The 20,079-nt window shown below is 70.1% G+C and carries 18 protein-coding genes; 12 read left to right on the forward strand and 6 right to left on the reverse strand.

The annotated features are described in order from the left end of the window. The first annotated feature begins 523 nt into the window (after window positions 1-523). The 5 genes from ABZV06_RS10140 (at window position 524) to ABZV06_RS10160 (ending at window position 6,252) form a co-directional block, all read left to right on the forward strand. A complete protein-coding gene (locus ABZV06_RS10140; protein ID WP_355247006.1) occupies window positions 524-2,164 on the forward strand; it encodes an ABC transporter substrate-binding protein in 1,641 nt (546 codons plus the stop codon). A 149-nt stretch (window positions 2,165-2,313) separates the two neighbouring features. Further along, window positions 2,314-3,240 carry an ABC transporter permease gene (locus ABZV06_RS10145; protein ID WP_355247009.1) on the forward strand — a complete coding sequence of 309 codons (927 nt, stop codon included), beginning with the start codon at window positions 2,314-2,316 and terminating at the stop codon, window positions 3,238-3,240. Next, the gene (locus ABZV06_RS10150; RefSeq protein ID WP_355247012.1) at window positions 3,233-4,192 is read left to right on the forward strand and encodes an ABC transporter permease; all 960 of its coding nucleotides are present in this window, start codon (window positions 3,233-3,235) and stop codon (window positions 4,190-4,192) included. Before ABZV06_RS10145 ends, ABZV06_RS10150 begins: the two co-directional genes overlap by 8 nt. Before the next feature lie 25 nt (window positions 4,193-4,217). Continuing rightward, window positions 4,218-5,246 carry an ABC transporter ATP-binding protein gene (locus tag ABZV06_RS10155; RefSeq protein ID WP_355247077.1) on the forward strand — a complete coding sequence of 343 codons (1,029 nt, stop codon included), beginning with the start codon at window positions 4,218-4,220 and terminating at the stop codon, window positions 5,244-5,246. Then, window positions 5,239-6,252 (forward strand): dipeptide ABC transporter ATP-binding protein, encoded by a 1,014-nt coding sequence (locus ABZV06_RS10160; protein ID WP_355247014.1) that lies wholly within the window; start codon window positions 5,239-5,241, stop codon window positions 6,250-6,252. Before ABZV06_RS10155 ends, ABZV06_RS10160 begins: the two co-directional genes overlap by 8 nt. Before the next feature lie 156 nt (window positions 6,253-6,408). On the opposite strand, the gene ABZV06_RS10165 is transcribed toward ABZV06_RS10160, so the two are convergent. Next, on the reverse strand, window positions 6,409-6,798 hold the full coding sequence (locus ABZV06_RS10165; RefSeq protein WP_355247017.1) for a chorismate mutase: 390 nt from the start codon (window positions 6,796-6,798) through the stop codon (window positions 6,409-6,411). A 303-nt stretch (window positions 6,799-7,101) separates the two neighbouring features. Here ABZV06_RS10165 and pcrA point away from each other — a divergent pair, with 303 nt between their 5' ends. Further along, window positions 7,102-9,507, forward strand: a complete 2,406-nt coding sequence (gene pcrA / locus ABZV06_RS10170) for a DNA helicase PcrA (protein ID WP_355247020.1) — start codon at window positions 7,102-7,104, stop codon at window positions 9,505-9,507. A 147-nt stretch (window positions 9,508-9,654) separates the two neighbouring features. Here pcrA and ABZV06_RS10175 read toward each other — a convergent pair whose 3' ends face one another. Beyond that, window positions 9,655-10,428 carry a M23 family metallopeptidase gene (locus ABZV06_RS10175; RefSeq protein WP_355247023.1) on the reverse strand — a complete coding sequence of 258 codons (774 nt, stop codon included), beginning with the start codon at window positions 10,426-10,428 and terminating at the stop codon, window positions 9,655-9,657. Window positions 10,429-10,700: 272 nt separating this feature from the next. Next, a complete protein-coding gene (locus tag ABZV06_RS10180) occupies window positions 10,701-11,408 on the reverse strand; it encodes a M23 family metallopeptidase (RefSeq protein ID WP_355247025.1) in 708 nt (235 codons plus the stop codon). A 428-nt stretch (window positions 11,409-11,836) separates the two neighbouring features. Here ABZV06_RS10180 and ABZV06_RS10185 point away from each other — a divergent pair, with 428 nt between their 5' ends. The 3 genes from ABZV06_RS10185 to sucD all read left to right on the forward strand — a co-directional run bounded on the left by ABZV06_RS10185 (window position 11,837) and on the right by sucD (window position 14,756). After that, the gene (locus ABZV06_RS10185) at window positions 11,837-12,241 is read left to right on the forward strand and encodes a cobalamin B12-binding domain-containing protein (protein WP_355247028.1); all 405 of its coding nucleotides are present in this window, start codon (window positions 11,837-11,839) and stop codon (window positions 12,239-12,241) included. A gap of 446 nt (window positions 12,242-12,687) precedes the next feature. Beyond that, a complete protein-coding gene (sucC, locus tag ABZV06_RS10190) occupies window positions 12,688-13,866 on the forward strand; it encodes an ADP-forming succinate--CoA ligase subunit beta (RefSeq protein ID WP_355050665.1) in 1,179 nt (392 codons plus the stop codon). 2 nt (window positions 13,867-13,868) lie between these two features. Next, window positions 13,869-14,756, forward strand: coding sequence for a succinate--CoA ligase subunit alpha (gene sucD, locus ABZV06_RS10195; RefSeq protein ID WP_355247033.1), 888 nt, complete (start codon window positions 13,869-13,871; stop codon window positions 14,754-14,756). Between the two features lie 85 nt (window positions 14,757-14,841). On the opposite strand, the gene ABZV06_RS10200 is transcribed toward sucD, so the two are convergent. Further along, window positions 14,842-15,108 carry a DUF4190 domain-containing protein gene (locus tag ABZV06_RS10200; protein ID WP_355247036.1) on the reverse strand — a complete coding sequence of 89 codons (267 nt, stop codon included), beginning with the start codon at window positions 15,106-15,108 and terminating at the stop codon, window positions 14,842-14,844. Window positions 15,109-15,309: 201 nt separating this feature from the next. On the opposite strand from ABZV06_RS10200, the gene ABZV06_RS10205 reads away from it, so the two are divergent. Next, the gene (locus ABZV06_RS10205) at window positions 15,310-16,623 is read left to right on the forward strand and encodes a DUF6350 family protein (RefSeq protein WP_355247039.1); all 1,314 of its coding nucleotides are present in this window, start codon (window positions 15,310-15,312) and stop codon (window positions 16,621-16,623) included. 202 nt (window positions 16,624-16,825) lie between these two features. Here the strand turns inward: ABZV06_RS10205 and ABZV06_RS10210 are convergent, their stop codons facing one another. Together ABZV06_RS10210 and ABZV06_RS10215 are read right to left on the reverse strand one after the other, a co-directional pair. Next, window positions 16,826-17,359, reverse strand: a complete 534-nt coding sequence (locus ABZV06_RS10210; protein ID WP_355247042.1) for a DUF4190 domain-containing protein — start codon at window positions 17,357-17,359, stop codon at window positions 16,826-16,828. Between the two features lie 27 nt (window positions 17,360-17,386). Further along, window positions 17,387-17,683 carry a CD225/dispanin family protein gene (locus tag ABZV06_RS10215; RefSeq protein WP_355247045.1) on the reverse strand — a complete coding sequence of 99 codons (297 nt, stop codon included), beginning with the start codon at window positions 17,681-17,683 and terminating at the stop codon, window positions 17,387-17,389. Window positions 17,684-17,867: 184 nt separating this feature from the next. Between ABZV06_RS10215 and purN the strand changes: the two genes are divergently transcribed. Together purN and purH are read left to right on the forward strand one after the other, a co-directional pair. Then, window positions 17,868-18,488, forward strand: a complete 621-nt coding sequence (gene purN / locus ABZV06_RS10220) for a phosphoribosylglycinamide formyltransferase (protein ID WP_355247047.1) — start codon at window positions 17,868-17,870, stop codon at window positions 18,486-18,488. Further along, the gene (purH, locus tag ABZV06_RS10225) at window positions 18,485-20,056 is read left to right on the forward strand and encodes a bifunctional phosphoribosylaminoimidazolecarboxamide formyltransferase/IMP cyclohydrolase (RefSeq protein WP_355620238.1); all 1,572 of its coding nucleotides are present in this window, start codon (window positions 18,485-18,487) and stop codon (window positions 20,054-20,056) included. Before purN ends, purH begins: the two co-directional genes overlap by 4 nt. Window positions 20,057-20,079 lie beyond the last annotated feature (23 nt).

Below are 20,079 nucleotides of genomic sequence, written 5' to 3' on the forward strand. Positions count from 1 at the left end.
GTGCAGCGGACGCGGACATCGTCCGGACGGGCAAAGAACGGTGAGCGCACGACCGGCTACGGGCCGGGCGATCCTGGTGGTGGAGCGGCGCGCAGAAACCGGATCTGAGCGCTGCTCAGGTCTCCCAGCAGGTCATGTACGCCGAGGTGTCGAGTCTCCGCGCGACCGTTTTATGATCATTTTTCAAGTATCGACATCATGGCGGGCAACTAACGGCTTGATAACGGCACCTTCACGGAAGAGGCCAGTGGGTGTCACAGTGGCAGCACCTCACCCTTGGTGTGTGGCACTCCGTACGGCCGACGACCATGATCTCCGCTGTTTCCCGGCGGGTTCGTGGTCGCGACGCCTGCGTAGGGTCGTGCCCCGTCGGGTGGGGAGCCCGGCGGATCGGAACATCAGGGGTGTCCCCAACTTCCCTGTGGTCCCGGCGACCTCTGCCCCGGGGTAGCCGGGCGGTGTCACCCCCAAACGTGCGTGAAACCCACGACGGAACCAGGTTAGAAAGAGGAGGCCCCTCGGAATGAGAGTCTCGAAGCGGGCGACGAGCGCGATCGCGCTCAGCGCGGCTGCCGCGCTTGTCGCGAGCGGTTGCTCGAGCGGTGACGGTGACGGCGACGCTGCCGCCAGCAAGGATGGCGCCATCGTCATCCACGGCGTCCAGCCGGAGAACCCGCTGGTTCCGTCGAACACCACGGAGACCGGCGGTGGCAAGGTCATCGACTGGCTGTTCACCGGCCTGGTCGAGTACCCGAATGACGGTGGGGCCCCGCGCAACGCGCTGGCCGAGTCCATCGACACCAAGGACTCCAAGGTCTTCACGATCAAGATCAAGAAGGGTACCAAGTTCCACGACGGTACCGAGGTGAAGGCGAAGAACTTCGTCGACGCCTGGAACTGGGCCGCGTACTCGCCGAACGGCGCGCAGAACGGCTCCTTCTTCGCGGACATCGCGGGCTTCGACAAGACCTACACCGAGGACCCGGACGGCGCGGACGGCCCGCAGAAGGCCCCGACCCCGACGGCCAAGGAGCTCTCCGGCCTGAAGGTCGTCGACGACCAGACCTTCGAGGTCACCCTCGCCGCCCCGACCGCGGTCTTCCCGACCAAGCTCGGCTACAGCGCCTTCATGCCGCTGCCGGACGCGTTCTTCACCATGAAGCCCGAGGAGTTCGGCAAGAAGCCGATCGGCAACGGCCCGGTGAAGTTCGTCTCGTGGCAGGACAACGTCCTCATCAAGCTCACGCGGTTCGACGACTACGCCCTGCGTGACAAGATGAAGATCAAGGACGTCGACGTCAAGCTGTACCAGGACGAGACGGCCGCGTACGCCGACCTGCTGGCCAACAACCTCGACTTCATGGAGGTTGTCCCCACCTCGGCGCTCGCCGGTGACAAGTGGAAGACGGACCTCGGCGACCGGGGCCTGAACACGGTCACCCCGTCGACCGCGTTCATCGCGTTCCCGATCTACGACAAGCGCTTCCAGAACGCCAAGCTGCGTCGCGCGGTGTCGCTGTCGATCAACCGGCAGGAGATCTCGGACAAGATCTTCTTCGGTACCCGCAAGCCGGCCGACAGCTGGGCGAACCCGCTGACCCCGGGCGCCAAGCCGGGCAACTGCACCGCCTGCAAGTTCGACCCGACCACGGCCAAGCAGCTGCTGACCGAGGCCGGCGGCTTCACCGGTGAGATGGTCTTCTACTACAACGCCGACTCCAGCCACAAGGACTGGATGGACGCCGTTGCGCAGCAGGTCAAGACCAACCTCGGCATCAACGCTCGCGCCGAGGGCATCCCGACCTTCGCGGTCTTCCGGCAGAACATCAACGCCCACAAGATGACCGGCCCGTACCGTGCCGCCTGGCAGCAGGACTACCCGGACGTCGAGAACTGGGTCAACCCGCTCTACGTCAAGGGTGGCTCCTCCAACGACGGCCTCTACAGCAACCCGCAGGTCGACACCCTGGCCAAGCAGGCCAGCGCCGCGCCGAGCCTGGAGGCCTCGCACGAGGCGTTCGCCAAGGCCGTCGAGGTTGTCGACCAGGACGTCCCGAGCATCCCGATCTACTTCTACGGCCAGCAGTCCGGCCACTCGGAGAAGATCAAGAAGCTCGAGCTGAACAACGTCGGCGAACTCGACATCACCTCGGTCGAGCTCTGATCCGTACGGTCTGACCCCGGGTCGGGCTCGCCACATCCGGTGAGCCCGACCCGGGGCCGTTCCGCGAGTGGGTGCTACAACACTCCACTCGCCACGTTGTCACCACCGTGTCGGCCGTCCGACGCGCCCCCTGTCTGGAGGACCACCCCATGGGCCGTTATCTGTTGAGACGGCTGCTCCAACTCGTGCCCGTCTTCATCGGCTCGACCTTCCTGATCTACTGGCTCGTCTGGTCCGTCCCGGGCGACCCGTTCGCCGGCAAGTGCGGCGAGCGCCGGTGCCCAGATCAGTACGTCGCGTACATGACCGAGAAGTACCACCTGGACCAGAACGTCTTCGTGCAGTACGGCAACTACATGAAGAACCTCCTCCAGGGCGACTTCGGGCAGACATTCTCGCAGCGCGACATCGGCGACATCATCGCCACGGCGTACCCGAACACGCTGAAGCTGGCCCTGGTCGCGCTCGCCATCGAGGCCGTCATCGGCCTCGGCGCCGGCATCCTGACCGGTCTGCGCCGCAACGGTTTCCTGGACAACCTGGTCCTGGTCTCCACTCTCTTCCTGCTCGCGCTGCCGGTGTTCGTCGTCGGCTTCGTGCTGCAGTGGCTGCTGGGTGTGCAGTGGCACATCGTCAAGCCGACCGTCTCGTCCGAGATGCGGTTGTCCGAACTGATCGTCCCGGGCTTCGTGCTCGGTAGCGCGTCGGTGGCTTACATCGCCCGGGTGGCCCGCACGAGCATCGCGGAGAACCGCCGTGCCGACTACGTGCGCACGGCCATCGCCAAGGGCCTCCCGATGCGCCGGGTCGTCGGTGTGCACCTGCTGCGTAACTCGCTCATTCCGGTGGTCACCCTGCTCGGCACCGACCTTGGCGCCCTGATGGGCGGCGCGATCGTCACCGAGGGAATCTTCGGCATCAACGGAATCGGCCGCGAGGTCTACCGCGCGATCGTCACCAAGGAAAGCGCTACCGTGGTTGGCATCGTGGTCGTACTGGTGGTCGTCTATCTGGTGATGAACCTGTTGGTCGATCTGCTCTACGCCGCCCTGGACCCGAGGATCCGTTATGAGTGACCCAAGCACCGCATCGATCGTCAGCACCCCGTCCCCGCAGGTGACCGACACCCCCGCCGCCCCCGGCCCGCAGGGCAACGAGAAGCCGCGTGGCCTGCTCGGCGACGCCTGGCGCGACCTGCGCCGCAAGCCCCTGTTCTGGATCTCGGCCACGTTCATCGTCATCTTCCTGTTGATGGCGGCGTTCCCGTCGCTGTTCGCCCCGGGCGACGCGGTCAACGGATCGCTCTCGCGCAGCCTCAACAAGGCGTCCGGGGACGCCTGGTTCGGGTACGACCTGCAGGGTCGGGACGTCTACGCCCGGGTCATCTACGGCGCACGCGCCTCCGTCGTGGTCGCCGTGCTCTCCGTGCTCGGCACCCTGCTCGTCGGCGGCACCATGGGCATCATCGCCGGCTACCTCGGTGGCTGGGTCGACACCCTGCTCAGCCGGATCGCCGACGTGTTCTTCGGGGTTCCGTTCGTGCTCGGCGCGATCGTCATCCTCACCACGTTCAACGGCTCGGGCAGCACCAACAGCAAGGCCGAGATCATGGGCCTGGTGACCGTCTCGCTGATCGTGCTGAGCTGGCCGGTCGTGATGCGGTTGATGCGCTCCTCGGTGCTCGCCACCAGAGAGGCCGACTACATCGTCGCGGCCCGCGCGCTGGGTGCCGGCAGCGGTCGGATCATCCTCAAGCACCTGCTGCCGAACTGCCTGGCCCCGCTGCTGGTCTACGGCACGATCATGGTCGGCTCGTTCATCGGCGCCGAGGCCACCCTGTCGTTCCTGGGTGTCGGCCTGAAGTCGCCGGTGGTGTCCTGGGGCATCATGATCAGCGAGGGCAAGGATTTCATCCGGGTCGCGCCGGGGCTGGTGTTCTTCCCCGCAGCCTTCCTCGTCGCCGCAGTGCTGAGCTTCGTGATGCTCGGTGAGGCGGTTCGCGAGGCCCTCGATCCGAAACTCCGCTAGGGGAGATCCAGTGTCCGACATTCTCGTGTCCGAGCAGTCCGCGCCGGGATCCGGCGGGTCCGGGCGTCCCTCCGGCCGGCTGCTCGAGGTCGACGACCTGCGGGTGGAGTTCCGTACCCGGGACGGCGTCGCAAAGGTCATCAACGGGGTCACGTACCACGTCGACGCGGGGGAGACCCTCGCCGTGCTCGGCGAGTCCGGCTCCGGCAAGAGCGTCACGGCGCAGACCATCATGGGCATCCTCGACACGCCCCCCGGCTTCGTCAGCGGTGGCCAGGTCCGCTTCCACGGCAAGGACATGCTCCGTATGTCCGCCGAAGAGCGCCGCCGCATCCGCGGCGAGGGCATCGCGATGATCTTCCAGGACGCGCTCTCCGCCCTGAACCCCGTCTTCACGGTCGGGTTCCAGATCGCCGAACAGTTCCGGGTTCGGCGGGGCATGGGTCGCGCGGACGCCAAGAAGCGCGCCATCGAGATGCTCGACCAGGTCAAGATCCCGAACGCCAAGAGCCGGTTCAACAACTATCCGCACCAGTTCTCCGGCGGTATGCGGCAGCGCGCGATGATCGCGATGTCGCTGGCGCTCGACCCCGAGGTGCTGATCGCCGACGAGCCGACGACCGCGCTCGACGTGACCGTGCAGGCCCAGATCATGGACCTGCTCGCGGAGCTCCAGCGTGAGCGGCAGATGGGCATGATCCTGATCACCCACGACCTCGGTGTGGTCGCCGACGTCGCGGACCGGATCGCCGTCATGTACGCGGGCCGCATCGTCGAGGAAGCCGACGTGTACGACCTGTACGCCAAGCCGGCGCACCCGTACACGATGGGTCTGATCGACTCGATCCCGCGGCTCGACGAGAAGGGGCAGCAGCTCCGGACGATCAAGGGCCTCCCGCCGAACCTGATGAACATCCCGCCGGGCTGCCCGTTCAACCCGCGCTGCCCCATGGCTCAGCCGGTGTGCCGGGAGAAGGTCCCCCCGCTGCTTCAGGTGGGCCACGCCCGGGCCAGCGCCTGCCACTTCGCCGAGGAGCTGGTGAACCGTGTCTGAGAACATCCTCGAGGTCCGCGACCTGGTCAAGCACTACCCCGTCACCCAGGGTGTGGTGTTCAAGAAGACCGTCGGTCAGGTCAAGGCGGTCGACGGGGTCTCGTTCGGTCTGCGGGCCGGCGAGACGCTCGGTGTCGTCGGCGAGTCCGGCTGCGGCAAGTCGACCCTCGCCCGGGTTCTCATGAACCTGGAGAAGCCGACCGCCGGCAGCGTGGTCTACAAGGGCCAGGACATCTCCAAGCTCTCCGGTGGGGCGCTGCGTCGGCTGCGTCGGCAGATCCAGCTGGTCATGCAGGACCCGTACACGTCGCTGAACCCGCGGATGACGGTCGGCGACCTGATCGGTGAGCCGTTCGACATCCACTCGGAGGTGGCGCCCCGGGGCAGCCGTCGGGCCAAGGTCCGCGAGCTGCTCGACCTGGTCGGGCTGAACCCGGAGCACATCAACCGGTACCCGCACCAGTTCTCCGGCGGTCAGCGTCAGCGCATCGGCATCGCCCGGGCGCTCGCGCTGCGGCCCGAGGTGATCGTCTGTGACGAGCCCGTCTCGGCGCTGGACGTCTCCATCCAGGCCCAGGTGATGAACCTGCTGGAGAAGCTGCAGGGTGAGCTGGGCCTGTCGTACGTCTTCATCGCCCACGACCTGTCGGTGGTCCGCCACCTGTCGGACCGCGTAGCGGTGATGTACCTCGGCAAGATCGTCGAGATCGGCACCGAGGACGAGATCTACGAGCGGCCGACCCACCCGTACACCCAGGCGCTGCTCTCGGCGGTGCCGGTGCCGGACCCGACCCAGCGGAACAACAAGACGATCATCCGGCTCACGGGTGACGTGCCGTCGCCGATCAGCCCGCCCTCGGGCTGCCGGTTCCGGACCCGCTGCTGGAAGGCGCAGGAGGTCTGCGCCCAGCAGGTCCCGCTGCTGGAGATCCGGCGCGACTCGGATCACCCGAGCGCCTGCCACTTCGCGGAGCGACGCGAGATCGTCGCCACCCACGAGGCGTGAGTCACCGGAACCGCCTGCCGACGTCACCACGACGACGGCAGGCGGTTCTGTCTGTCCGGGCCGGCTGAGCGGACCGACGCCGCCTGGTGGCGTCCTGTCGCCCGCTGGAGTGGCCGGTGGGCCCCGGAAGTGCCGGTGGCCTACCGGGAAGTTCCCTCAGAGCGGGCCGCGGCCCGCTCGCAGCAGCAGGAGCGCCAGTTGCGTGCCGTCGGCGCCGAGGGCGAGCCGGAATCGTTCCAGGATGTCCCGCTCCCGGGAGAGCACCAGGCGTGTGCCGCCAGAGGCCATCCGCGTCGCGCCGACCTCCCGCGACAGCGCGGCCCGCTCCTGCCAGAGCGTGATCAACGCGTGGTCGATCTCGTCGATCCGCTCCCTAATCTGCACGATCCGGGCGGCGGCGTTCGGCTCCACGGTGCCGGTGCGCGCATCGGTCGGGTCGCCGGTTTCCACCGGAGGCGCCGCCCCCGACACGCCGCCGTCGGCCGAGGGCTGTGTCGGGTCCGGCTGCGCCGGGCCACCGTTCTGCTCCACCACGTCTGTCATCATCGGGTACCTCTCGCGCTGTGGTGCCCCCTGCCCGCAACCCGGGACGAAAAAGCCCCGGACTCCAGGAGCCCGGGGCTTTTCGCAGGTCTGATCGATCAGGCGCGACCTACGGCAGCCGGACTCCCGGTGCCGTAGTAAAAGTAGTAGCGCGCAGCGATCACGCCGTCGAGTATGCCCACGTCGGTCTCCGCTCCGCAAGGATTCGCCGCTGATCCTCGAGTCGTGTCCCGGTCGCAGGCGACGCGACGGGCGGGTCAGCACCGGTCGGGAAGTGTCCTACTGGCGGCATAGACTTGTCGGGCGATGCATCCTCTCTTCGACATCCCCGCGTCCCCGCCCGCGCCGGAGTCCGCGCCGGCCCGTCCGAACCGCCCCGGGTCGGCCTTCGCGCGCCTCGATCCGCGGCAGCTCCTCGACGGGTTGAACGGGCCGCAGCGCGACGCGGTCAGCCACGCCGGCTCCCCGTTGCTGATCGTCGCCGGCGCGGGATCCGGCAAGACCCGGGTGCTCACCCACCGGATCGCGTACCTGCTCGCCGCACGGGACGTCCACCCCGGCGAGATCATCGCCATCACGTTCACCAACAAGGCGGCCGGCGAGATGAAGGAGCGCGTGGCCGCGCTGGTCGGCCCGCGAGCCCGCCTGATGTGGGTGTCGACGTTCCACTCGGCGTGCGTCCGCATCCTGCGCGCCGAGCACGAGCACGCCGGCCTCAAGTCGACGTTCTCGATCTACGACGCGGACGACTCGCGCCGGCTGATGCAGTTGGTCACCCGTGAGCTGGATCTCGACCCGAAGCGCTACCCGGCCCGTGGGCTGGCCGCCCAGGTCTCCAACCTCAAGAACGAGCTGGTCGACCCGGAGCAGTTCGCCGCGCGGGCCAGTGGGCCGAACGAGCGGGCGCTCGCCGAGGCGTACACGCTCTACCAGCGCCGGCTGCGCGAGGCGCACGCGCTGGACTTCGATGACCTGATCATGACGACGGTGCACCTGCTCCAGTCCCACCCGCACGTGGCGGAGAGCTACCGGCGGCGGTTCCGGCACGTGCTGGTGGACGAGTACCAGGACACCAACCACGCCCAGTACGTCCTGATCAAGGAGCTGGTCTCCGGCACCGACGGGCTGGACCCGGCCGAGCTGTGCGTGGTCGGTGACGCCGACCAGTCGATCTACGCGTTCCGGGGCGCGACGATCCGCAACATCCTGGAGTTCGAGCGGGACTTCACCGACGCGCGGACGATCCTGCTGGAACAGAACTACCGCTCCACGCAGACCATCCTCAACGCGGCCAACGCGGTGATCGACCGCAACACCTCCCGCAAGCCGAAGCGGCTGTGGAGCGAAGCCGGCGACGGCGAGCGGATCGTCGGCTACGTGGCGGACACCGAGCACTCCGAGGCGGACTGGGTGGGCCGGGAGATCGACCGGCTGGTCGACGCCGACGAGACCCGACCCGGTGACGTCGCGGTGTTCTACCGCACCAACGCCCAGTCCCGCGTCTTCGAGGAGGTGTTCATCCGCGCCGGCCTGCCGTACAAGGTCGTCGGCGGGGTGCGCTTCTACGAGCGCAAGGAGGTCCGCGACGCTCTGGCGTACCTGCGCTCGGTGGTCAACGACGACGACACCGTGAGCCTGCGGCGGGTGCTGAACACCCCGCGCCGGGGGATCGGCGACCGCGCGGAGGCCTGCGTCGAGGCGCTGTCCAGCCGCGACCGGATCTCCTTCGGCGCGGCGCTGCGCCGGGCCCGGGAGGCGCCCGGCATCTCCACCCGGGCGGCGAACGGCATCGGCGACTTCGTGGCGCTGCTCGACGGCGCGCGGGAACTGGCCGAGACCGGCACCCCGGAGGAGGTGCTGGAGGCCCTGCTGACCCGCTCGGGCTACCTCACCGAGCTGGAGGAGAGCCTCGACCCGCAGGACGCCGGTCGGGTCGACAACCTCCAGGAGCTGGTCAGCGTTGCCCGGGAATACACCGAGCGGATCGAGGCCCTGGGCGAGGACGGGGACCGGGCCACCCTGGCCGGGTTCCTGGAGCAGGTCGCGCTGGTGGCCGACGCCGACCAGATCCCCTCCGACGATCCCGACCACCAGGGTGTCGTCACCCTGATGACATTGCACACCGCCAAGGGCCTGGAATTCCCGGTGGTCTTCCTGACCGGGCTCGAGGACGGCGTCTTCCCGCACCTGCGCTCGCTCGGCGACACCCGCGAGTTGGAGGAGGAGCGCCGACTGGCGTACGTGGGGATCACCCGTGCCCGGCAGCGCCTCTACCTGTCCCGGGCGGTCACCCGCTCCGCGTGGGGGCAGCCGTCCTACAACCCGCCGTCGCGTTTCCTGGAGGAGCTGCCGCCGGAGCTGGTGCGCTGGGAGCGCACCGAGGGGTCGTACACCTCGTGGGCCGGCGGGGGAGGCGGCGTCGGTGGCCGCGCGGACCGCGCGCCCGGCGGGCGCGGCACCTTCACCGGGGGTACGCCGAAGGCGGCCCAGCTCGCCCAGCGGCTCGGCGTGGACGGCAGTCGCCTGACCACGGCCAGCGAGTTGCCGCAGGGGCCGAAGGTCGCGGCCGGCGATCGGGTCAACCACCAGCGCTACGGCCTGGGCCGGGTGCTCGCCGTCGAGGGCCACGGCCCGGGTGCCCGCGCACAGATCGACTTCGGCGACCAGACCATGTGGCTGGTGCTACGCCACGCCCCAGTAGACAAGCTCTAACCCAACCTAACCCAACCCACCCCACCCACCCCACCCCACCCCACCGACCGAGTCGATCTTGCACTTTCGGTTGTCGACATGGGGGCTCCTGCCCTTTATGTCGCCGCAGAAAGTGCAAGATCGGCGCGGGTGGGGGTGGGGTGGGGGTTAGCAGCCCAGGTCTACGCCTCGGGTACGCATGAACGGGGCGGGGTCGATCTGGTTCCACATGCCCTGGTGCACCTCGAAGTGCAGGTGCGGGCCTGTGACGTCGCCCGTCGCGCCCTCGTACCCGATCACCTGGCCCGCCTTGACCTTCTGCCCGACGGTGACCGCGATGCGGCTCTGGTGGGCGTAGTGGGTCAGGTAGCCGTTGCCGTGGTCGATGAAGACGGAGTTCCCGTACCCGTCGGCGGCGTCGCCGGCCTGGGTGACCGTACCGGCCGCCGCGGCGCGGATCGGAGTGCCGGAGGGCAGGGCCAGGTCGATACCGGCGTGCAGGGTGCCCCAGCGCTGGCCGAAGCAGGAGGTGACCGACGCGCCCGGCATCGGGTCGACCCAGGCGGCCGTCGGCTTGACGGTCTTCTTCGGCTTCGGCTTCGGTTTTGGCTTGGCGGTGGCGGTCTTCGTCGGCGACGGGCTGGCGCTGGGCGTCGACGGGCTCACGGTCGGGCTGGCGGACGGGGAGGCCGGCGGGCTCGACTCGCGGGCCGAGCGGTCGGCCCGACTGGCGGCCTCGGCCCGGGACTGCGCGTCGAGCGAGACGGTGGTGGGCGCGGGCCGGTCGGGTCCGGTGGTGGCGACGGCGACGCCGCCCAGCCCGAGGGCGACCAGACCGGCCGCGCCGAGCACGATGAGGCGGTTCCGCCGGCGGGCGCGCCGAGGCTGCTCGTCGGTGGTGTCGGGGGTGTTCTCGTTCTGGACGGGGCTGTCTTCCTGCACGGCGGGCCTTCACAGTCGAGGGGCACTTGACCTCGAAATACTGGTGCCGGGCCTCTCGGGGTGACCGCCGGGACCGGACGACCCGCTCGCCAGCTCCGGGCAATCCGGACCGTTACGCACCTGTCTGGACCGTTCTGCCCGCAAAAGCGATCATGTCGGCCTGTGTGCTGGGCCACAGTCGCTGCTGTGACCCAGGAGACATCGCCGGGGGTCGGCGCAAGCAAAACCGCCCGGATCGACAGATCCGGGCGGCCAACGGTCAGTACGCAGCGTCAGGACGCGGCTACCTCGCTGTAGATTGCCTCTACTTGCAGCTTGATGTCCACTCCGCGCTCCTGCAGGTACGGAACGGGGTCGATCGGCGCGCCCTTGACATGCAGCTCGAGGTGCAGGTGCGTGCCGTACGCGTGACCGGTCTGGCCCACGAGGCCGAGTTGGTCGCCCGCCTTGACCTGCTGGCCCTCCTTGACGCTGACCGCGGAGGAGTGGCCGTAGATGGCCTCGCTGCCGTCGGCGTGCTGCACGATCACCGTGTAGCCGTAGCCGCCGAACCAGCCGGCCTTGGTGACCAGGCCGTCGTGGACCGCCACGTACGGCGTGCCCTCGGGGACGACCAGGTCGACACCGGTGTGCAGCTTGCCCCACCGCATTCCGTACGGGGAGTTGAAGTCGTAGCCCTGCAGCGGCAGCATCCAGACCTCGGGCTCGGCCGCGTCCTTCGTGCGGCTGTCCCGGGAGGCGCGGTCGGCGTTGTCGGCACGGGCCGCGGCGTCCTGGCTCGTGATCGACGCCTGCTTGAGCTCGTCGAGTACCGAGGGGCTGACGTCCTTGGCGTCCGGCAGGGCCGAGGCGCCCAGCGCGACGATGCCTGCGCCGACGAAGGCGGTGGTGACGACTGCCGCGTAGCGGCTACGCGGGGGCGTGGGGACGCGGCGGCGACCGCGATATCGATCGGGCTCAGACGACAGGCGCTGGCGCACGCACACCCTCCGTTGTCGGGGTTCCGAGGCGGCCGGTAAGCGTCCGTGAAGCTCAGTTGAACGTCTGCCGACCGCGTCGTCACCCGTCCATGGACCTGATGACAACCGTGGACACGTTAGCCAACCACCAGGCGAGTCACAAGCCAGACCGCCGAATTGGCGTGTCGATCTGTCCGTTTGCGTCCGTGATTGTCATGCATTCCGCCGTCGAACGGTGCCCCCGTAACCACCCGTTCGTCGCCGAGCGTGACCGATCCGGCGGACTCGTCCGGCTTGACGACACGGCCGGCCCGGTGGTGGCTGCCATGGGTCGCGTCCGTGACCGCCGGGATGTCGTACGTGTTTCCGGCCCGGATTTCCCGACCCCGCTCGGGCGGGTTACCGTTCGTTCAGGTGAAGGCCGTGGAGCCGGTGAAAGGTGTGCGCTGATGAGCTCTCGAATTCGGGTCGTCGTCGCGAAGCCAGGTCTGGACGGCCACGACCGCGGCGCGAAGGTCGTCGCCCGCGCCCTGCGGGACGCCGGGATGGAGGTCGTCTACACCGGCCTGCACCAGACGCCCGAGCAGATCGTGGAGACGGCCATCCAGGAGGACGCCGACGCTGTCGGTCTCTCCGTGCTCTCCGGCGCGCACATGACGCTCTTCCGCCGGGTGCTGGAGCTGCTCGGCGAGCGCGACGCCAGGGACATCGTCGTCTTCGGTGGCGGCATCATCCCGAACGACGACATCCCGGAGTTGGCGAAGCTGGGCGTCGCGAAGATCTTCACGCCGGGCGCCACCACCCAGGCGATCGTCGAGTGGGTCCGCGAGAACGTGGCGCAGCCGGTCGCCTGAGGGCGGCCGCTCCGGACGGCAGTCGTGCCCGGGAGCGCCGGAATCTGGGCACGGGGGAGGGGCCGGACGCACCCCTCACACGTCCGGCCCCTCTATGCACGATGCCCCGCCGCCACCCCTCGACCGACAGGGCATCGGCCGTATCCCGTCTTTGCGCTGCTCAGCGCGCCGACACCTGACTCAACGACGCCCCGACGGGCGGGTTACGGACCCCCGGCAACATCCTCCGGACGATTGACGGCGCGCGCGACGCGGCCGGAATTCGCCCCGCTCGACGCGGAGTTGTGCATTACCGCACACCGCGCACCCGCTCGGTTGCCGGCGGTGCCCACCTCGCTAGGCTGCCGCCAATGGCCTGTTTCAACAGATGACAGGCGTCAAACTGTTTTCTGAACGCTGGTGGCGGCGCGACGGCGCGCCGCGGAGACGGGACGGGACGCGCAATCGTGGACCTGTACGAGTACCAGGGGCGGGACCTGTTCGAGCGGCACGGCTTGCCCGTGCTTGCCGGCGGCGTCGCCACGACCCCGGAAGAGGCCCGCGCGATCGCCGAACGCCTCGGCGGTCGAGTGGTCGTCAAGGCGCAGGTGAAGGTCGGCGGCCGAGGTAAGGCCGGTGGCGTAAAGCTTGCCGAGGGCCCGGATGAGGCGGTGGCGCGGGCCACCGACATCCTCGGCATGGACATCAAGGGCCACACCGTCCACAAGGTCATGATCACCGTGACGGCGGACGTGGCCGAGGAGTACTACTTCTCGTACCTGCTCGACCGGGCGAACCGCACCTTCCTCTGCATCGCCAGCGTGGCCGGCGGTATGGACATCGAGCAGGTCGCCGCCGAGACCCCGGACCGCGTGGTGAAGGCGCCGATCGACGCGAACACCGGTGTCGACGAGGCCAAGGCCCGGGAGATCGTCACCGCGGCCGGCTTCCCGGCCGAGGTCGCCGACCAGGTCGTCGAGGTGGCCGTCGGCCTGTGGCAGGCGTTCGTCGCCGAGGACGCCACCCTGGTCGAGGTGAACCCGCTCGCCAAGAACGGCGACGGGCGGCTGCTGCTGCTCGACGCCAAGATCACCCTGGACGAGAACGCCGCGTTCCGGCACCCGGACCACGAGGCCCTGGTCGACCAGGCCTCGGTGGACCCGCTGGAGCAGGCGGCCAAGGCCAAGGACCTCAACTACGTCAAGCTCGACGGTGAGGTCGGCATCATCGGCAACGGCGCGGGTCTGGTCATGTCGACCCTCGACGTCGTCGCGTACGCCGGTGAGCGGCACGGCAACGTCAAGCCGGCCAACTTCCTCGACATCGGCGGCGGCGCGAGCGCCGCGGTGATGGCGAACGGGCTGGAGATCGTGCTCTCCGACCCGGCCGTGAAGAGCGTCTTCGTCAACGTCTTCGGCGGCATCACCGCCTGCGACGAGGTCGCCAACGGCATCATCCAGGCGCTGGCCCTGCTCGAGCAGCGCGGCGAGCAGGTCACCAAGCCGCTCGTCGTCCGTCTCGACGGCAACAACGCCGAGGCCGGCCGGGCGATCCTGGACGGCGCGAACAACCCGCTCGTACAGCGGGTGGACACCATGGACGGTGCGGCCGAGCGGGCCGCCGAGCTGGCAGCTGCGGGGGTCTGATCATGGCTATCTGGCTGACCAAGGACTCGAAGGTCATCGTCCAGGGGATGACCGGCTCCGAGGGCTCCAAGCACACCCGGCGGATGCTCGCCGCCGGCACCAACGTGGTGGGCGGCGTCAACCCGCGCAAGGCGGGCCAGAAGGTCGACTTCGACGGCACCGAGCTGCCGGTCTTCGCGTCCGTGGCGGACGCCATGGCCGAGACCGGGGCCGACGTCACCGTCATCTTCGTACCGCCGCAGTTCACCAAGGCCGCCGTGGTCGAGGCGATCGACGCCGCGATTCCGCTGGCCGTGGTGATCACCGAGGGCGTGCCGGTGCACGACACGGCCGCGTTCTGGGCGTACAACCTCGCGCAGGGCGAGCAGACCCGCATCATCGGGCCGAACTGCCCGGGCATCGCTTCGCCGGGCGCCTCCAACGCCGGCATCATCCCGGCCGACATCACCGGCTCCGGCCGGATCGGCCTGGTCAGCAAGAGCGGCACGCTGACCTACCAGATGATGTACGAGCTGCGCGACATCGGCTTCTCCACCTGCGTCGGCATCGGTGGCGACCCGATCATCGGTACCACGCACATCGACGCCCTCAAGGCGTTCGAGGCCGACCCGGAGACCGACGCCATCGTGATGATCGGTGAGATCGGCGGCGACGCCGAGGAGCGGGCCGCCGAGTTCATCAAGGCCAACGTCACCAAGCCGGTGGTGGGCTACATCGCCGGCTTCACCGCGCCCCCCGGCAAGACCATGGGCCACGCGGGCGCGATCATCTCCGGCTCGGCCGGCACCGCCGAGGCGAAGCAGGCGGCGCTCGAAGCCGTCGGCGTCAAGGTCGGCAAGACGCCGACCGAGACCGCGAAGCTGATGCGGGAGATCATGTCCGGCAACTGAGCCGGCAGGGCAACAGCGAAGGGGTCGACCGGAACCGGTCGGCCCCTTCGTCGTACGGTCGGCCTTCGTCGTACGGTCGCTCGGCTCAGTCGTTGTTCCAGAAGGGGTAGTTGCCGGTGAGGCGCAGAATCGACCCACCGATGATGTTGATCACGCCGAACGCGATGGCGAGGTAGCCGAGTACCGGCGACTGACCGTTGCGCCGCGCGTCGCGCAGTGACAGGTAGCCGAAGATGATGCCGAGGATGCCGCAACAGATCAGGCCGAGGACGATGCCCAGCACGCCCCAGAGCGTGGTGCGGTCCCGGCCCCTGGCAGGCGGTGGTGGGGGCGGCGGGTATGCGGTCGTCACGAATGCCTCCGGGCGGTCATGGGCGGCGGACGGCCCCGGGTCGCGACCGGTGGGTGTGACCCGAGGGTTGCGACGGCCACCCCCCTCTGGGCCGAGGCTAGACCCGACCGGGGCGTCCGGAACCCGGTTCGCCCAACTCGCCGCCCTCCGGGGCGGGTTATCGGACTGCCACCGTCCGCGCGACGTGCCAGAGTAGAGCGGATGTCCCCCGTCACCCCTGACCGTCCCAGCCGTACCGGCGGCGTACGCGCCGACGACCGGCCGGTCGACCGCGCCGCGCCGCGCCGACGGGTGCCCGCGCCCCGCCCCGGTGCGTCGCCGCGTGGACGGGCGCCGTTGCCCGTCGCCGCCGGGGTGGCCGCCGGCGGGGCCGCGCTCACCTCCTACCTGCCGGTGGCGATCGTTCTCGGCCTGGTCCAGCTCGGTGCGGACTCGACCACGCTGGGCGGCACCCTGCGTACCGCGCTGGCCGGTTGGCTGGTGGGGCACGGCGTGCCGCTGCACACCGAAGCCGGCTCGTTCGGGCTCGCCCCGCTGGCGTTGACCGTGCTCGCGCTCTGGCGACTGACCCGGGCCGGTGTGCACGTGAGCCGCGCGATCGGCGCCCGCGACAGCCGTTCACCGCGCCGAGCGCTCGTCGCGGCCGGATCGGTCGGTCTGGCGTACGCGCTGCTCGGCGCCCTCGCCGCCGTGCTGATCCGCGCGTACGGGCCACAGGTGTCCCCGGTGCGCGCGGCGGTCACGTTCGCGATCTTCGGCACGCTCGGCGCGCTGGTCGGCGCGATCCGGATCACCGCCGTCACCCGACTGCTCGTCACCCGGATACCCGGCCCGCTGCGCGACGGCGTACGCACCGGTCTGGTGGCCGCGCTCCTGCTGCTCGGCGCGGGCGCCGGCGCGGCCGGCCTGGCCGTGGCCACCGGCGGTGGCGACGCGGCGGACATGATCGGCGCGTACCGGACGGGGGTGGCCGGGCAGGCCGGAATAACCCTGGTCAGCATGGCGTACGCGCCGAACGCGGCCGTCTGGTCGACCAGTTATCTGCTCGGGCCGGGTTTCGCGGTCGGCGTCGACACGGCTGTGCGTACCAGTGAGGTGTCCGTCGGCGCGCTGCCGGCCGTACCCCTGCTCGCCGGCCTGCCGCGTGGCCCGGTGGACGGCCTCGGTGCCCTGCTGCTCGCGGTGCCGGTGCTGGCCGGGATGGTCGCCGGCTGGCTGCTCGCCCGCCGGCTGGCCCGCGTCGCCGGGCCGGAGCGCGCCCCCCGGCGCTGGGCGGAGTTGTTGGTGCCGGCGGCGCTGGCGGGCCCGGTGGCCGGCGTGCTGCTCGGCGTCGCCGCCGCGGCCTCCGGCGGGCCGCTCGGCGGGGGCCGGCTGGCCCAGCTCGGGCCGGTGGCCTGGCAGGTTGGCGCGGTGGCGACCGGCGTCGTCGCGGTCGGCGCGCTACTCGGTGCCGCCGCAACCCGCGTGCTGGCCCGCACCCCCGGAGCACCACCCCCACCACGCCCCACCCCCTAACCCCCCTGCCCACCCCACCCCACCCACCCCACCCACCCCCGCCCTGGTTGATCATGAAGTTGTTGTCACGACACGCCGTGGCGAGGGGCGATAACTTCATGATCAACCGCCCGGAAGCAGGGGCAGGGGGGCGGGGCGGGGGCGCGGACGGGGCGGGGCGCCCCGGAGGAATCCGGAGCGCCCCGACAGGGTGGGTTGCCGATCAGGGCTCGGTCGGCAGGTTCACGTTTCCGATGATGCCCACGATGAACAGCAGGATGCCCAGGCCGACGCCGACCGCGCCGCAGATCAGACCGGCCTTGGCCTGACCGGCGTTGCTGGCCTGGCCCTGGGCGACCTTCTGCTTGGCGAGGTAACCGGTCACCACGCCCGCGATGCCCACCGGGATGCCCAGGTAGAGGCAGCAGACCAGCGGGATCGACGCGATGCCGAGGATCATCGACACCAGGCCGAGGGTGTTGTTCTGCCCCTGGGCCTGCGGGTACCCGGCGTTCGGGTACGTCGGAGCGCCGTAGGGCTGCTGCTGGCCGTACGGCGCCTGCGGCTGCTGCCCGTACGGGGCCTGGGGTGCGCCGTACGGGTCCTGCGGCTGCTGGCCGTACGGCTGGCCCGAGGTGGGCTGCTGGCCGTACGGGGCGGCCGGCGGCGGGGCGTACGGGTCGTGCGGCGGCTGGGGTGCGGTCGGGTCGTTGGGCTGCTGGCCGTACGGGTCCTGACCGGGATTACCGGGCTGCATTCGAGAGAACTCCTTGGACTGGTTCCGTCAGTTGCTGCTGCTGTTCCCACTCATGATCGCGCCCAGACCACCCAATGCACAGCACAGCAGCACGATGACAAGCCACGCGATGCCGACGATGAGGGCCCACTTCGACCACTTGCGCGACTCCGCCGCGGCGGCCTGGGCACCGGCATAGTCACCCTGCTGCAGGAGCGGGTTGACCTTCGACGCGTTGATGATCGCCGGGATGGCGAGGGGCCAGAACAGGAAGATGGCGACGATCGACATCGTCATGTTGTTGTTGATCGGCGGCTGCTGCTGGGGGTGGGCGCCGGGGTGCATGGGGGTGCTCCTCATTCCAACGGCACGGTCGGCGTGCCGGATCGCTGACAGGGGTGTACGGACCGGCACGGTGTCCAGCCCGGGCGACCGGCAGCGTACCGGGTCGATGCTCGCCAGCACTGTCACGGATTCGGCGCGCCGCCCGGCCGAAGGGCCTTCCTGACCTGCCCGATAGGGTGTTGCGGTGACCGAGCCCGCGTCCGCCGCCCGCATCGTCGTCCTCATCTCCGGCTCCGGGAGCAACCTCCAGGCCCTACTGGACGCCGCTGCCGACCCCGCGTACGGCGCCCAGGTGGTGGCGGTCGGCGCGGACCGCGACGACATCGCGGGCCTGGACCGGGCCGAGGCTGCCGGGGTGCCGACGTTCGTCGAGCGGGTCCGTGACCACGACAGCCGGGAGGCCTGGGACCGCGCGCTCACCGCGCACGTCGCCAAGCACCAACCGGACCTGGTGATCTCCGCCGGTTTCCTCAAGCTCGTCGGTCCGCATTTCCTCGCCGCCTTCGGCGACCGCTACCTGAACACCCACAACACTTTGTTGCCGGCGTTCCCCGGCATCCATGGCCCGCGCGACGCCCTCGCGTACGGCGTGAAGCTCACCGGTGCCACCCTCTTCTTCGTCGACGCCGGCATGGACACCGGGCCGATCGTGGCGCAGGTCGCGGTGCCGGTGCTCGACGACGACGACGTGGACACCCTCACCGAGCGCATCAAGGAAGCCGAGCGCCGCCAGCTCGTCGAGCAGGTCGGCCGTCTGGTCCGCGAAGGCTGGACCATCACCGGAAGGAAGGTCACGGTTCCGTGAGTTCCACTCAGGACGGGCGTCGCCCGATTCGGCGGGCGCTGGTCAGCGTCTACGACAAGACCGGGTTGGTCGAGCTGGCCCAGGCCCTGCACGCGGCCGGTGTGGAGATCGTGTCCACGGGCAGCACGGCGGGCACGATCGCCGCCGCCGGGGTTCCGGTGACGCCCGTGGAGACGGTGACCGGGTTCCCCGAGGTGCTCGACGGCCGGGTGAAGACCCTGCACCCGAAGGTGCACGCGGGCCTCCTCGCCGACCTGCGCAAGGACACCCACGTGGCACAGCTCGACGAGCTGGGCGTGGCCGCGTTCGACCTGCTGGTCTCCAACCTCTACCCGTTCCAGGCGACCGTCGCCTCCGGCGCGGGCGTCGAGGAGTGCGTGGAGCAGATCGACATCGGTGGTCCGGCCATGGTGCGGGCCGCCGCCAAGAACCACGCCTCGGTCGCGGTGCTCACCGACCCGGCCGGCTATCCGGCGCTGCTGGGCGCGCTCGACGAGGGCGGGTTCACCCTGGCCCAGCGTCGCGCGCTCGCCGCCCGCGCGTTCGCCGACATCGCCGAGTACGACGTGGCCGTCGCCCAGTGGTGCGCCCGCGAGCTGGCCCCGGCCGACGACTCCTGGCCGGCGTTCGCGGGTTCGGCGCTGCGCAAGTCGACGGTGCTGCGCTACGGCGAGAACCCGCACCAGCCGGCCGCGCTCTACACCGACCCGGACGCCCCGGCGGGGCTGGCCCAGGCCGAGCAGTTGCACGGCAAGGAGATGTCCTACAACAACTACGTCGACGCGGACGCCGCCTGGCGGGCCGCGAACGACTTCGCCGACCAGCCGGCCGTGGCGATCATCAAGCACGCCAACCCGTGCGGCATCGCGGTGGGCGCGGACGTGGCCGAGGCGCACCGCCGGGCCCACGCCTGCGATCCGGTGTCGGCGTTCGGCGGTGTGATCGCGGTCAACCGCTCGGTCTCGGTTGAGATGGCCCGGCAGGTCGCGGACATCTTCACCGAGGTGGTGGTCGCCCCCGGCTTCGACGAGGGTGCGGTCGAGGTGTTGCAGGGCAAGAAGAACATCCGGCTGCTGCGCGCGCCCGCGTGGACCCCGGCGAAGATGGAGTGGCGGCCGGTGACCGGTGGCGTGCTGACCCAGGTCGCCGACCGGGTGGACGCCCCCGGCGACGACCCGGCGAGCTGGCGGTTGGCGACCGGCGAGGCGGCCGACGAGGAGCTGCTGCGCGACCTGGCGTTCGCCTGGCGGGCGGTCCGCGCGGTCAAGAGCAACGCGATCCTGCTCGCCAGGGACGGCGCGACCGTCGGCGTCGGCATGGGTCAGGTCAACCGCGTCGACTCGGCGCAGCTCGCGGTCAGCCGAGCCGGCGCCGACCGGGCCCGCGGATCGGTGGCCGCCTCGGACGCGTTCTTCCCGTTCGCCGACGGCCCGCAGATCCTCATCGACGCCGGCGTCCGCGCCATCGTGCAGCCCGGCGGCTCGATCCGCGACGAAGAGGTAATCGAAGCGGCCAAGAAGGCCAACGTAACGATGTACCTAACGGGAACCCGCCACTTCTTCCACTAACCCACCCACCTCCCGCCCTCCCG

Origin of the sequence: Micromonospora sp. NPDC005172 (assembly GCF_040608555.1) — a bacterium.
Lineage (GTDB): Bacteria > Actinomycetota > Actinomycetes > Mycobacteriales > Micromonosporaceae > Micromonospora.